14 protein-coding genes and 1 tRNA gene are annotated in these 12671 nt (G+C 61.4%); 10 read left to right on the forward strand and 5 right to left on the reverse strand.

Features of this window, described 5'->3' with window-relative positions; translation table 11 throughout:
• Genes ccmE through ABD704_RS01630 form a run of 5 tightly spaced genes read left to right on the forward strand, consistent with a single transcriptional unit; the run spans position 1 to position 3920 of the window.
• Complete coding sequence (ccmE, locus tag ABD704_RS01610; RefSeq protein ID WP_344697949.1) at positions 1–441, forward strand: cytochrome c maturation protein CcmE; 441 nt, start codon at positions 1–3, stop codon at positions 439–441.
• Positions 438–2366, forward strand: coding sequence for a heme lyase CcmF/NrfE family subunit (locus tag ABD704_RS01615; RefSeq protein ID WP_344697950.1), 1929 nt, complete (start codon positions 438–440; stop codon positions 2364–2366). Before ccmE ends, ABD704_RS01615 begins: the two co-directional genes overlap by 4 nt.
• The gene (locus ABD704_RS01620) at positions 2363–2890 is read left to right on the forward strand and encodes a DsbE family thiol:disulfide interchange protein (protein WP_344697951.1); all 528 of its coding nucleotides are present in this window, start codon (positions 2363–2365) and stop codon (positions 2888–2890) included. Before ABD704_RS01615 ends, ABD704_RS01620 begins: the two co-directional genes overlap by 4 nt.
• The gene (locus tag ABD704_RS01625) at positions 2887–3297 is read left to right on the forward strand and encodes a cytochrome c-type biogenesis protein (RefSeq protein WP_344697952.1); all 411 of its coding nucleotides are present in this window, start codon (positions 2887–2889) and stop codon (positions 3295–3297) included. The genes ABD704_RS01620 and ABD704_RS01625 overlap by 4 nt, the downstream gene beginning before the upstream one ends.
• The gene (locus tag ABD704_RS01630) at positions 3297–3920 is read left to right on the forward strand and encodes a tetratricopeptide repeat protein (protein ID WP_344697953.1); all 624 of its coding nucleotides are present in this window, start codon (positions 3297–3299) and stop codon (positions 3918–3920) included. Before ABD704_RS01625 ends, ABD704_RS01630 begins: the two co-directional genes overlap by 1 nt.
• Here the strand turns inward: ABD704_RS01630 and ald are convergent.
• A complete protein-coding gene (gene ald / locus ABD704_RS01635) occupies positions 3914–5014 on the reverse strand; it encodes an alanine dehydrogenase (protein WP_344697954.1) in 1101 nt (366 codons plus the stop codon). The two genes, ABD704_RS01630 and ald, sit on opposite strands and share 7 nt — an antisense overlap.
• Before the next feature lie 204 nt (positions 5015–5218).
• Between ald and ABD704_RS01640 the strand changes: the two genes are divergently transcribed.
• Genes ABD704_RS01640 through ABD704_RS01650 form a run of 3 tightly spaced genes read left to right on the forward strand, consistent with a single transcriptional unit; the run spans position 5219 to position 8243 of the window.
• On the forward strand, positions 5219–7156 hold the full coding sequence (locus ABD704_RS01640) for a potassium transporter Kup (RefSeq protein ID WP_344700453.1): 1938 nt from the start codon (positions 5219–5221) through the stop codon (positions 7154–7156).
• A 32-nt stretch (positions 7157–7188) separates the two neighbouring features.
• Positions 7189–7752 (forward strand): PRC-barrel domain containing protein, encoded by a 564-nt coding sequence (locus tag ABD704_RS01645; protein WP_344697955.1) that lies wholly within the window; start codon positions 7189–7191, stop codon positions 7750–7752.
• Entirely contained in the window at positions 7737–8243 is a 507-nt protein-coding gene (locus ABD704_RS01650; protein ID WP_344697956.1) for a 2'-5' RNA ligase family protein, read from the forward strand. Before ABD704_RS01645 ends, ABD704_RS01650 begins: the two co-directional genes overlap by 16 nt.
• Before the next feature lie 5 nt (positions 8244–8248).
• Here the strand turns inward: ABD704_RS01650 and ABD704_RS01655 are convergent, their stop codons facing one another.
• Positions 8249–8674, reverse strand: a complete 426-nt coding sequence (locus tag ABD704_RS01655; protein WP_344697957.1) for a DUF3775 domain-containing protein — start codon at positions 8672–8674, stop codon at positions 8249–8251.
• 128 nt (positions 8675–8802) lie between these two features.
• Between ABD704_RS01655 and ABD704_RS01660 the strand changes: the two genes are divergently transcribed.
• Together ABD704_RS01660 and ABD704_RS01665 are read left to right on the forward strand one after the other, a co-directional pair.
• Positions 8803–8879, forward strand: a tRNA-Met gene (locus ABD704_RS01660).
• Positions 8880–9356: 477 nt separating this feature from the next.
• Positions 9357–10121 carry a sensor histidine kinase gene (locus ABD704_RS01665; protein ID WP_344700454.1) on the forward strand — a complete coding sequence of 255 codons (765 nt, stop codon included), beginning with the start codon at positions 9357–9359 and terminating at the stop codon, positions 10119–10121.
• A 108-nt stretch (positions 10122–10229) separates the two neighbouring features.
• Here the strand turns inward: ABD704_RS01665 and ABD704_RS01670 are convergent, their stop codons facing one another.
• The 3 genes from ABD704_RS01670 to ABD704_RS01680 all read right to left on the reverse strand — a co-directional run bounded on the left by ABD704_RS01670 (position 10230) and on the right by ABD704_RS01680 (position 12552).
• Positions 10230–10712 (reverse strand): hypothetical protein, encoded by a 483-nt coding sequence (locus tag ABD704_RS01670; protein WP_344697958.1) that lies wholly within the window; start codon positions 10710–10712, stop codon positions 10230–10232.
• 502 nt (positions 10713–11214) lie between these two features.
• On the reverse strand, positions 11215–11808 hold the full coding sequence (locus tag ABD704_RS01675; RefSeq protein WP_344697959.1) for a CC0125/CC1285 family lipoprotein: 594 nt from the start codon (positions 11806–11808) through the stop codon (positions 11215–11217).
• Positions 11809–12183: 375 nt separating this feature from the next.
• Positions 12184–12552, reverse strand: a complete 369-nt coding sequence (locus tag ABD704_RS01680; RefSeq protein WP_344697960.1) for a hypothetical protein — start codon at positions 12550–12552, stop codon at positions 12184–12186.
• Positions 12553–12671: the final 119 nt, after the last annotated feature.

Below are 12671 nucleotides of genomic sequence, written 5' to 3' on the forward strand. Positions count from 1 at the left end.
ATGAAGGCCAAGAATCAGCGGCTGGTGCTGGTCGCAGCCGCAGCCTTTGCTCTTCTCGCGGCAGTGCTTCTGGCCATGTGGGGCCTCAAGGACCGGGCGTCCTATTTCTTCACTCCGGCGGACATTGCTGCCGGCAAAGCCACCGACGGACAGGCCATGCGTCTCGGCGGCATGGTCGAACGCGGCTCGATCAAGCGCGAGCCGGACGGCGTGACGATCCGCTTCATCATCACCGACGGAAAAGCGCGCACGCCGGTCACCTATCGCGGAATCGTGCCCGATCTTTTCCGGGAGGGCAGCGGTGCGGTCGCCGAAGGACACCTTCAGAATCGCACCTTCGTCGCCGACACGATCCTCGCCAAACATGACGAGCGCTACATGCCACCCGAGCTCGGCAACCTTGCCGCCGAGCACAAGGCTGGGAAGACCCTCGAAAAGTGATCGCCGAGGCCGGTCTCGCAGCTCTGTGGCTGGCCGCTGGTTTGGCCGCGTTGCAATTCGTCCTGATGGTCTTGGCGCTTCGGTCTCCGATCGATGTGTGCCGGGCAATGCGCGGTGTTGCGGTGGTGCAGGGCGCGCTCACCCTCATTTCGTTCGCGATGCTACTGATCGTGTTCGCGCGCAGCGACATGTCGGTCGCACTCGTGTTCGAGAACAGCCACAGCGCGAAGCCCTTTATTTACAAGGTCGCCGGCACGTGGGGGAACCACGAAGGATCGATGCTTCTGTGGGTGACGGTGCTTTCGGTCGCCGGCGCTTTCTTTGCGCTGCTTTCTAAGCGCGCCGGAGAACGCACCGCGATCGCGGCTCTTGGAGCGCAGGCCGCGCTCGCTTTGGGCTTTTACGCTTTCCTCCTGATCGCCTCGAACCCTTTTGCGAGGCTCTTCCCGGCGCCACCTGATGGCCGTGGGCTAAACCCGCTGCTGCAGGATCCCGGCCTCGCCTTTCACCCGCCCACTTTGTACCTCGGCTATGTGGGGCTATCGGTCGCGTTCAGCCTCGCAGTAGGCGCGCTGCTGACCGGCGAAGTCGATGCCAAGCTTGCGCGAGCGATGCGTCCGTGGGTTCTGGGAGCTTGGCTGCTCCTGACGCTTGGCATCACCGCGGGAAGCTATTGGGCTTATTACGAGTTGGGCTGGGGCGGGTATTGGTTCTGGGACCCGGTCGAAAACGCGTCGTTGATGCCATGGCTGGCTGCGACGGCGTTGCTTCACTCAATCAATGTGCTCGCCGCGAGGGGTGCCTTGAAAGCCTGGACGATGATGCTCGCCGTCATCGCTTTCTCGATGTCCATGGTTGGCACCTTCCTAGTACGTTCCGGAGTCCTCACGTCCGTTCACGCGTTTGCGATTGATCCGGAACGAGGCACGTTCTTGCTGGCCCTGCTCGGCATCTATGTTGGCGCGGCGTTTGTCTTGTTCGCGGTGCGAGGAGCCACACTTCGTGAGGGTGCGTCGTTTGAGCTGGTGAGCCGAGAGACGGGGCTCGTCATCAACAACCTGCTTCTCAGCGTCATTCTCGGCATCGTGTTCCTGGGGACACTTTATCCGCTGTTCGTGGAAGCGGTGAGCGGGGAGAAGCTCTCGGTTGGCGCCCCCTACTTCAATGCGGTTGCCGGGCCGCTTGCGCTCATCCTTACCGTGCTGGTGGGTGTCGGGCCGTTGTTGAGTTGGCGTCGCGAGAGACGGTCCAGGCTCAAGACGCTAACGATCCCCGCGCTGATTGGAGCGACGGCGCTAGCGATTACCGTCATTCTCTGGCCCGGAATGAATATCCTGCCGCGGCTTGGGCTGATGGTCGCGGCCTATCTGCTGGTCGCCGGCACCTTGCCGCTTGTCGCGCGCAATCCGCTCCGCGCGCCATTGGCGACTTGGGGCATGGTCGTGGCCCATCTCGGCATCGCAGTAGCGCTGGCGGGCATGGCAGCGAACGCGGCATTCACCAGCGAACGCCTTGCCGTCATTAGTCCGGGGGAATCGCTGACATTGGGCCCATGGACTGTCCAGCTCGAAACAGTCGAACCGGCTGCTGGTCCGAATTACACGGCAATAGAAGGCAAGCTTCGTGCGACGCGCGGCAGTGGACTGACCATGCTTCGCCCTCAGACTCGCTACTTCAGCGACCCGCCGACCGAAACAAATGAGGCCGCGATCGAGACCTTCTGGAACGGCCAGCTCTACACGGTCATCGGAAAAGCCGATACTGCCGGTGGCTGGCAGGTCCGGCTGTGGTGGAAACCCTTCGTCACGCTAATCTGGACCGGTGGCGCGCTCATCGCATTTGGTGGCGCGCTTGCGCTGGTCGGCCGCGCCTGGAGAAGTCGCCGGCGCACCTCCGGTGGTTGGCGCAAGGAGCGCTACGCATGAGCCGGGTCACCCGCTTTGCGCCGCTTGCGCTCCTCTTGCTCGTCATCGTCGCGCTCATTTGGCGGCTCGTTACGCCGAGCGATAACAACGTGACATCGAAGCTCGAGGGCAAGCCTGTCCCGGCGTTTGACCTCGCCGCCGCTCTGCCCACCAAGCCCACGATCTCGTCTGCCGAGCTCGCTACAGGCAAACCGCGGCTACTAAACATCTTCGCCAGCTGGTGCGTGCCTTGCGTTAGCGAGGTGAAAGTCCTGCAGGCATTGAGGGCCGACGGCGTCGCCATCGACGGCATCGCCATCCGCGACCGATCGCAGGACGTCGCTGACTTCCTCGCCCGCAATGGCGACCCGTACGAACGGATCGGCAGTGACCCGCAGAGCCTCGTTCAAATTTCGCTCGGCTCGTCCGGCGTGCCCGAGAGCTTCGTCATCGATGGAAAGGGAATCATTCGTTACCAGCATATCGGACCGATCAAGACGTCCGATATGGCGCTCATATTGACGAAGCTGGAGCAAGCGAAGTGAGGCGCCTGCTCATCGTCATGGCGCTTTTCGCCGCGCAGCCAGCTGTTGCCGACAGCAATATGCCGCCGGCCTATTGGGCCAATCGCCAGCTGCCCGACGCGAAGCAGGAGGCGAGGGCGCAAGCGCTGATGGACGAGCTCCGCTGCCTCGTCTGCCAGGGGCAATCGATTTCGGATTCCGATGCCGAGCTTGCCGGCGACATGCGCGACCTTGTCCGCCGACGTATCGCTGCGGGAGAGAGCCCGAAACAGATCCGGTCGTGGCTCATCGAACGCTACGGGAGCTGGATTAGCTATCGCCCGACGACTGAGGCGGCCGCCTGGCCGCTGTGGCTCGCGCCGCTGTTTCTCATCGGTGCAGGCGCTTACCTCGTCCGTCGCCGCATCAAGGCAAGGGCGCCCAATTGATGGGCTGGCTTATCCTCCTGCTGCTGATTGCAGCCAGCGTTGCTTCGATGTGGCTGCTCGGCGCGCGCTCGGGCCTTCTTACCGCTTCCGCAGCAGCTCTCCTGCTTGGCGCGGCGGGTTATACATTTCAGGGAAGTCCCTCTCTCCCCGGCGCGCCATCAAGCGGCAGCGAGGCTCAGGAAGTCCTCCCGCTGACTGATGCGCGTCACGCCTTCTTCGGGCAGTTTACCCCCGCCGAGAGTTGGCTCCGTATGTCGGAAGCATTGGCACGGCACGGACAAGGCGCGGACGCCGTCGGCATCCTGCAGAACGCCACGGATCGCTATCCAGGCGACGCGCAGCTCTGGATCGGCCTTGGGAATGCGCTCGTCGATCACGGTCGCGGCCTTACGCCCCCGGCAGAGCTTGCATATCAGCGAGCCGCCGCAGTCTCGCCCGGGCATCCCGCCGCGCCATTCTTCTACGGCCTCGCGCTGGCCCGCTCGGGCGACCGCGCGGCTGCCGTCGCGATCTGGAAGCGCATCCTCGCCAATGCCCCTGCAAATGCGAGTTGGCGCCCGATGGTGGAACAAGGAGTGGCGGCGCTCGGCAAGCCTGCCGGCGCCGCGCCCCCTGCTCAGTAACTCTCGTATTCGAGGTCGAGTGCCTCGGCGACCGCCTGATGGCGAATTTTCCCGTCGGACACGTTGAGTCCGTTCAGCAAATGCTCGTCGGATTCGAGCGCTTTTTCGACGCCAAGATTGGCGATTTTCAATGCGAAGGGCAGGGTTGCGTTATTCAATGCGAATGCGCTGGTGCGCGCAACGGCGCCCGGCATGTTCGCCACGCAATAATGGATGATCCCGTCGACTTCGTAGACGGGGTCGGCGTGTGTCGTTGCATGTGACGTTTCGAAGCAGCCGCCCTGGTCAATCGCGATGTCGACGAGGACCGACCCGCGCTTCATCGTCTTCAGCATTTCGCGAGTGACCAGCTTGGGCGCGGCGGCGCCCGGGACGAGCACGGCACCGATCACAAGCTCGGCTTCCTTGACCGCGTTGGCGATCGCCGCGCGCGAGGCATAGGCCGTCTTGATCTGGCTGGAGAAAAACATGTCGAGCTCGGCCAGGCGGTCGTTGTTAATGTCGTAAATGGTCACATCGGCCCGCATGCCGGTCGCCATTTGCGCGGCGTTCACGCCGGAGACGCCGCCGCCGAGGATAGCAACCTTGGCGGGCGCAACGCCAGGAACGCCGCCCAGCAGGACGCCGCGGCCTCCCTGTTCCTTTTCCAGATAGTGCGCGCCAACCTGAACCGACATGCGGCCCGCAACCTCGCTCATCGGCTTCAGGAGCGGGAGCGTGCCGTTGCGAGCGGTGACGGTTTCATAAGCGATGCAGATCGCTTTCGACTTCATCAGGCCCAGAGCCTGCTCCTTGTCAGCGGCGAGGTGGAGATAAGTGAAGAGAATCTGGTTGGGCCTAAGCAACGCGATTTCCTGCGGCTGCGGCTCTTTGACCTTCACGATCATGTCGGTGGCGTCGAATACCGACTTGGCGTCCGGAAGGATTTTCGCACCGGCTTTCTCATAAGCCGAATCCGGGCAGTCGATCCCCGTTCCGGCCTTCGTTTCGACGAACAGTTCGTGGCCATGCGCAACAAGCTCGGCCACTGAAGCCGGCGTCAGTCCAACGCGATATTCATGGACCTTGATCTCTTTCGGCACCCCGATACGCATTTAATCGTTCGCTCCAGTGATGTTGTTTGCGCGCGCCTATAGACGGGCAAATCGCCCTTGTCCCCCCGCTTCGCGCACCTACCTAAGAGTGGATTTGCGGCAGTTCCGGGCCGGTGCTAGTGCGACGCACCGCCGCCAAGGCGACCCGGGGGCCACAGGGATGCCATTGCGCGTCTTTTCGAGTTCGATTTTTCACCCATGAACATCACCGCAACTGGAGGCGCCGTAGCCGACGCGCCGCAAAACAGTGCCCATGGTCATGCCCAGGGCCCACTGTACAAGCTCGTCGTCGGCGCCATCGGCATCGTCTATGGCGATATCGGCACGTCGCCGATCTACGCCTTCCGCGAGACGTTTGCGGGCCATCACACCCTGATCCCCGATAGGCTGCACATCTACGGTGTGCTGAGCCTGATCTTCTATTCAATGATGATCATCGTGACGCTGAAATATGTCACGATCATCATGCGCGCCGACAATAAGGGGGAAGGCGGAAGCCTAGCCCTGCTCGCGCTCATCAACCGCACGTTGGGCGGGAAGAAGAAGTGGACGAGCGGGATCATCATGCTCGGCGTCTTCGCAACGGCGCTCTTCTACGGCGATTCCATGATCACGCCGGCGATGTCCGTCTTGTCCGCCGTGGAGGGCCTTGAGACCGTCAATCAGGGTTTCGCGCCCTATGTTGTGCCGATCTCCGTCGTCATCCTCGTCGGACTGTTCGCCATTCAGGCGAGGGGGACGGCGAAGGTTGGCCTGCTCTTCGGGCCCGTCATGCTGCTCTATTTCGCGACGCTGGCTGTCCTGGGCGCCATGCACGTCATGGACGACCCAGCAGTCATCCTTGCGATGTTCAATCCGATCCACATTGTTGAGTTCTTCGCGGCGGATTTCCTGCGCGCATTTGTCGCACTTGGATCGGTCGTGCTGGCGGTGACCGGCGCGGAAGCGCTCTATGCGGACATGGGGCACTTTGGCCGTAAGCCGATCCGTATCTCCTGGGTCTACTTCGTGCTCCCGGCACTGCTTCTCAATTACATGGGGCAGGGCGCGATGATCCTCTCGGCTGATCCCGCCACCGCGTTGTCCAAGGTCAAGGATCCATTCTTCTATCTTGCGCCCGATGCGCTTCGGCTCCCGCTCGTCCTATTGGCAACGGCAGCGGCAGTGATCGCCAGCCAGGCCGTCATTTCGGGCGCTTATTCGGTGACCCAGCAGGCGATCCAGCTCGGATTCGTGCCGCGGCTGAAGATTGCGCACACAAGCGAAAGCGCCGCTGGCCAGATCTACATCCCCAGCATCAATTGGGCGCTGATGATTATGGTCACGCTGCTTGTCGTGACGTTCCGTTCGTCGTCCAACCTGGGGGCGGCTTACGGAATTGCGGTGACAGGTGCGATGTTGATCGACACCATATTGATCGCCGTGGTGCTCCGCCAGATGTGGAACTGGAACCGGTTCGCCGTTGGCGGGCTGCTCACGCTCTTCTTCGTCGTCGATTTCTCTTACCTGTCGGCGAACCTGCTGAAGGTCCCGGCGGGCGGCTGGTTCCCGCTGTTGGTCGGCGGCATCGCCTTCACGTTCCTGACGACGTGGGCGAAGGGCCGTCAGCTGATGATCAACCGCATGGACGAAGCCAGCCTTCCCATCGAGGTGTTCATCAAATCCGCTGCCGCGAGCGCCGCGCGTGTGCCTGGCACCGCAGTGTTCATGACCAGCTCTGCTAGCGGCGTGCCCCATGCGCTTCTCCACAACCTCAAGCACAACAAGGTGCTTCACGAGCGGATCATCCTTCTGACCGTGAAGATCCAGGACGTTCCTTACGTGTCTGAAGAGAAGCGCGGGGAGACCATGGACTATGGCTCGGGCTTCCACCGCGTCGTGCTGCATTACGGCTTCATGGAAGAGGTGAACGTGCCGTCCGAACTGGCCCGCGTCGATCGTTGCGGCCCAGCGTGCAAGATGATGGACACCAGCTTTTTCCTCGCACGGCAGACATTGATCCCGTCGGCGAGACGACCAGGCATGGCTGTATGGCGAGAGAAGCTGTTCGCCTGGATGCTTCGCAATGCGGAAAGCGCGATGGAGTTCTTTAAGCTTCCCACCAATCGGGTGGTGGAGCTTGGAAGCCAGGTCGAAATCTGAACCTTCGTCGTGCGCCGCGCATTGGCGCAGCCATGGCAGATACAATCTCGTGGGTTGCGACGATAGCGACCATCATTGCCGCATCGATGACGGCAGCGAACCTTGGGCCGCGCATAACGGGTTACGGATTTGCGGTATTCCTACTTGGATCGCTTTGCTGGCTCTGGACCGGGCTGCACACAGGGCAGCCGGCGCTTGCCTGGACGAACATCGTGCTGACCGTTCTCAACATCTTCGGCATCTGGCGCTGGCTCGGGCGCCAGTCGAGCGTGGAAGAAGGTGCCAAGGCCGCGTCGCAGGCGAGTGAAGGCACACCCGGCGAAGCGCTCTTTCCGGTCTCGCTGCTCTCGCGTGCGCCCGTCGAATGCCGTGGCGACGAGATTGGAACATGCATCGATGCGATGGCCGGCTGCGGGAGTGGGCGTCTGAGCTACATCGTGGTGTCGCAGGGGGGTGTGGCCGGGGTAGGGGAGACGCTGCGCCGCTTGCCTTGGGAAAATGCCCATGTCTCAGGCGAAAGGGTGCAGACCGAAATGGACAGCCGTCACTTTGAATCGCTTGAGCAGCTTTCGCGGGACCAATGGCCGGGCCGCTGATCATCACGGCTGAGCTGGCAGGGGAGGACCAAGCTTGGCTTGACCGATTGCGGCAGGCACACTTTCCGCCTGAGCGAAACCATCTCGCTGCACACCTCACCATGTTCCACGCATTGCCGCCCACAGCGGAAGCGGAAGTGCGCAGTCGCCTCGCGCAGCTTGCGAGTGCCGCACCGCCGCGAGCAAGCATCGAGGGGTTGATGAATCTTGGTGGCGGCGTCGCTTATCGGATCTCGTCACAAGAGCTGGACGCTGTCCGGCGTGAGCTGGCCGAGACCTTCCACGGCTTGCTCAGCGCCCAAGACGCTGGCGGATGGCGACCGCATGTCACCATCCAGAACAAAGTAACGCCAAAGGTCGCACGGGATTTGTTGGACACGCTCGCCGCAGACTTTCGCTCTCGCGCGCTCCGCATTTCGGGATTGGGCCTGCATCGATATCTCGGCGGCCCATGGGAAAAGCTGGCAATCTACAAGTTCAGGGGTCGCTGAGGGACTCAGCTCATTTCCCCGATCCCCGAGCAGCTGAGGTCGAATGCCGCCAGGCCGGATTCAAGAACCGAAGCGAGCATCGGCTGCTCCATCAATTCTTCGATCGCGCCGGCGGTGCCGTCGGAAACCAGTGACTGCGCTTCCTCCATGGCCTCATCCCAATCGCTGGCATCATAGGTGCCCTGACCGACCCATGCGAAAGCGATCACCTCCGCGAGCTGGTCTTCGCCGAGGTCCTCGAACGCGGCCTGAAGCTCTTCCTCGACACTCGAATTGATGTCGTCTTCGAGGACGGAGAGGGCGCCTTCCTGCTCGTCGTCGACATTGTCCGGGTCTTCATTGCGATCGTAATCGCTAGCGGTCTGCGCTTCATATTCACGTGCGCGCAGGATGATCCGGCACAGCGTTTCGAGGGGGGTCAGCGGGTCCATCTATGTCTCTCTCCAACAGCGGCTTAACGAGAGCAGCCGTAAGCGGTTCCTCCGCGTTGACCGTCCAAGTTCACGCACCTATATCGCGCCCCTCTGGCGCCTGTGATACGGGCGCCTTGCCTTTTTGGGGCGGAGTAGCTCAGCTGGTTAGAGCAGCGGAATCATAATCCGCGTGTCGGGGGTTCAAGTCCCTCCTCCGCTACCATTCCACAATACTCAATTTTCCCGTTTTCTGAACTGAATGTCGGGGAAGCGGTTCTCGGCCTCGAAAGATAGCACCTTTCAGCGGCCAAGTTTCCAATCCTACGTAGGGCGCAATCTCGTTCAGCATTGTGGGCAATTTAGGCTAATTGCCTCCCCGTATCGACTGCAGCATGTCCGGATGCGTGAACCTTCGAGAGGATACATTCTCGCGTCATCTACCGGGTGTCCATTCCGATACGAAGCGGAGCGAGAGGTTGGAGGACACGGAAGACCACTCTAAGAGCGAGCCGAAACGCTCAGCTAAGTCTCGTGTGGTTCGAACGCTGCTCGAGATCTTCGTCGGCTTGATAGTAGCGGTAAGTGCGGTGCGGATCCGCATGGCGATCGACCTGCCGTCGGAGGTTCTCCCGTCCTTTTTGCTGATAATCGGCTTTGCCTGGTCACCGTCGCCGCCGGGTTTGTCAGCGGACTCGTGACTATGATCGCGGGCGGAATGCTGACTTGGTATTATATCCTGAGTCCCGGCGGCTCGTGGGAGATCGACGGTCGCGACGGCTATTCGCTACTGGGTTTCTTCTCGATCGCATCCGTCATTCTCGCGACGTCGCAGCTTTATCGGCTAAGCGAAATCAAGCGGCAACGGGTCGCGCTCAAACTCGCGCTGCAGGAAGCCGATCACCAGCGGTTGTTTGCGCGCGAAATGTCCCATCGACTGAAAAACGCGATGGCAATCGTACAGTCGATTGCCAGCCAGACGTTTACGCATGGAAACCCCGAAGTAGGCAAGTTCGAAGGCCGGCTCTCGGCCTTGGCCAACGCGCACAACCTCCTCAATGAACATGTCAAAGAGCCGACGGCGTCTATCGCTGAGGTCGTCAGGACAGCCATTGCGCCGTTCGACGACAAGACCGGCCGGTTTGAAGTAAGCGGAGAGCCATTGGCACTCCCGGATCAACAGGTCGTGTCGCTGAGCATCGCCCTTCACGAACTCTGCACGAACGCGGTCAAATATGGAGCGCTAAGTGCCCCGGAAGGATGGGTTTCGATTGAATGGGCGCCACACAACAAACAGCTTTTGCTTGAGTGGGAAGAGCATGATGGACCGGCGATAACTGCTCCATTGACGAAGGGGTTTGGGTCCAGGCTCTTGGCGCGAGCGGCCATGAGGGCGAGTTTGAAGTTCGAGGAAGATGGTCTTCGATGCACTATCGCGCTGACTTCACGACGAAGCTTGATTGACTGATGGCAAAAGACGAGGTTTTCGCTAGCAACGCCGAGTGTCCAATCCGTCCGTCCGCGCCACCTCACGACAGCGACCTTTTACTGCGAGGCCGCTTCGAATGAAGATACGCTAGGCTGTCGGCTTGGCGGGCTCGGGACCGCAGTCACCACTGACCTTGGTCACCACCTTCGGCGGCTTGCCAGTGCCCTGGCCAGTCACCTCGGTTGTGCGCACGCAGGTCTTGGAGCCGTTGCTCTCCGACACAACGGTGATGCTGCTACCTTCGGGGGCATTGCCAAAAGCCGCTACGTTCAACTCCGGCGCTCCGGCGAGAGTAGCCGGCATCTGCGTCACGGCAGCGACCTCTTGCATCATCGCGTCGATCTGGCGCTGAATGTCGAACATGCTGCGGTCGAACAGGCCGAACGGCGTCACGCGGGCCGGCACTACCGTGACCTTCGGCGCCACATCACCGACATATTTGACCCGAGCAGTCGAGCCGTCGGGAAGCTGCACGTTCATGGTGTGGGTGTCCCGGCTCGCGGCGACGGCGGCGCTGGCAATTGCAGCGGCGCCCAGACCTGCCAGGACAATCGCATATGCACTACGCATGAGGCGTCCTCCTCTTTGATCTGACTTCCACAATTTATCTGAGAAAGCTGAACCGCCGATTTCAAGACCAGGAAAGTGAAGGATATTTAATGCGGTCGCAATCTGCACCGCGAAGGATTGGGACCGTCACGCATCAGAGTTCGTCGGCCATGGCGCTGCAAGGTCGACGAAATGTCGTTCAAGTCCCCGAAAACGTGAAGAAAATCAGTGCGATGAGATTCAGCCCTAGAAGGATCCAGGCTAGTCCGACCCAAGGGCACTCCCGGTCCACGTGCCGACATAGCCGCACGTGAAGTATCAGTCCCAGCCCAGCCAGCAGCGGCACAATGGCGAACCATAATGGCAGCTGGATGCGCCATCGAGCATCCTCCCAGCTCCGTACCGTGGCGAGGCTCGCACTGAACGATAGTGCGAGCGCAAGAATGGCCTGTCCAAGAGCCATTCCGATCACGACGAATGCGGTAGGTTTTCGGCGAGGCTTTGCCATGGCAGACTGACACACTTACCGCGGCTTGGGCAGCTCGATCGTCGGGCCAAGCTTGGCCATAACGGCCCGCGCGTCGATCGCACTCGGCTGGCTGGTGGGGACTGGTCCCTTGTGTGTGGTAATCTCGGCAGTCGCCTCGAAGGCCTCGACCGTCTGCACATTCGCTCCACCGTACCAGAACGGCCCACCCATCCACGGGTCCCAATAGTTCCAGCCATAGCCGCCCCGGTAATAACCCCAATAGGGACGCCAGTAAGGGTAACCGTACCAGGGACTGTAGAAGGGATCAGGCTGCACATAGGTTTGTACGTCATGCTCTGTGTGCCGAGTGACCGGAACGAACCAGTCGTACCCGTGCTGCAACGTCACCTCAGCCGCGCGATAGAGCAGGTAACCTTCGACGCGCTCGCGCGACGCCATTTCGTTACCGTGGAAGCGCACAATGAACCGATCGGGCGCGAGCTGTTGTTCTGAATATCCGCCGTGCGTGCCTGGCCCGCCTTCAGGTATGTAGGGTTGGTAAGGCGTAGCGGTCATGCAGCCGCCGAGCGTTATGGCCGACAGGACGATCGCGGCGGCCGCCATCGGGCGAAGCATCTTGTAAAACATACAACTGATCCTTCCGCACATCAGAGACGAGCATTAGGCCTCAAAAGCGGTCGCACGCGCGATAGGGGAATGTCCTTAGAGCCGTTGGCAGGAAAAGCGCCGCAACACGGCGCAACGCTAACACTCCGTTAGGGCGCGCCACGTACCCCTTCGCTGCTGAACTGGGGGAATTGGCGGTGGGCCGGCTAGTCTTGTGCGTATCATTGATGGCGCTTGTCGGCTGCGACGGTTCTGATCAGGCGAGGGCACCGAGCGTCACCGTGAAGCTTCCTCCGGCCAAGCCGTACGTCGCTGGGCCCGCCTTTTCATTTGGACATGCGCCAAGGCAGCCGCGCTGAAGCGCGACCGCCCGACGTCAAAATCAAAAAGGTGTGATTAAGCTGGGCTGTTCGGCGTCGTCGGAAGGACGACGTGACCGCTGTGGTGCTTGGTCGCGATGTAGATCGCGAGCGCCACGTCGGCTAGCAGGATCGCAATAACTGGCAGCGGCGGGAAGCCACCACCGCGCGCGTAGCCCTCAGGCGGGGGCGGCGGAGGCGGATTGTCGCTCGCCGCCTGAGCGGCGGCCGCCCCGCCGAGGCCGATGGCTCCTGACGGGGTGAGCATGCTGAGCGCCATCCACGAGGATTGCGCAGCTGGCGCAGCCACGGCGACCGGAGCGGGCGTCGCTGCGGTGGCTGCGGAGCTTGAAACGAGGGCCGCGACGACGGCGGCGGCAATGAATTTGTTCCTGGCGCTGAACATTCGAATCACTCCTTGAGCCACGCAACGTACGATCAACTCATTTTCACGGCTGATCATTTGGTCCGCAAAAACAACACGCTTCGGCGGTTCAGCTACAACTCGGACCCTACGATTTTATT

The organism is Sphingomonas limnosediminicola, from assembly GCF_039537965.1.
Taxonomy (GTDB): Bacteria; Pseudomonadota; Alphaproteobacteria; order Sphingomonadales; family Sphingomonadaceae; genus Sphingomicrobium; species Sphingomicrobium limnosediminicola.